The sequence below is a fragment of the Shigella sp. FC1967 genome (assembly GCF_001743005.1).
Classification (GTDB): domain Bacteria; phylum Pseudomonadota; class Gammaproteobacteria; order Enterobacterales; family Enterobacteriaceae; genus Proteus.
The window spans coordinates 1-230 of sequence record NZ_MIIZ01000372.1 but is presented as its reverse complement, the minus strand read 5'-3'; the positions used below and the strand labels follow the sequence as shown (position 1 = coordinate 230).

The 230-nt window shown below is 53.5% G+C and carries 1 rRNA gene; it reads right to left on the bottom strand.

The features are described 5' to 3' along the window. Nucleotides 1–230 (bottom strand): 23S ribosomal RNA (locus tag BHE89_RS03285); the annotation flags it as partial.

The following is a 230-nucleotide window of genomic DNA, read 5'->3' as shown; positions in this document are numbered from 1 at the left end:
ACAGAACGCTCCCCTACCCAACAACACATAGTGTCGCTGCCGCAGCTTCGGTGCATGGTTTAGCCCCCTTACATCTTCCGCGCGGCCGACTCGACCAGTGAGCTATTACGCTTTCTTTAAATGATGGCTGTCTTCTAAGCCAACATCCTGGCTGTCTGAGCCTTCCCACTTCGTTTCCCACTTAACCATCGACTTTGGGACCTTTAGCTGGCGGTCTGGGTTGTTTCCCT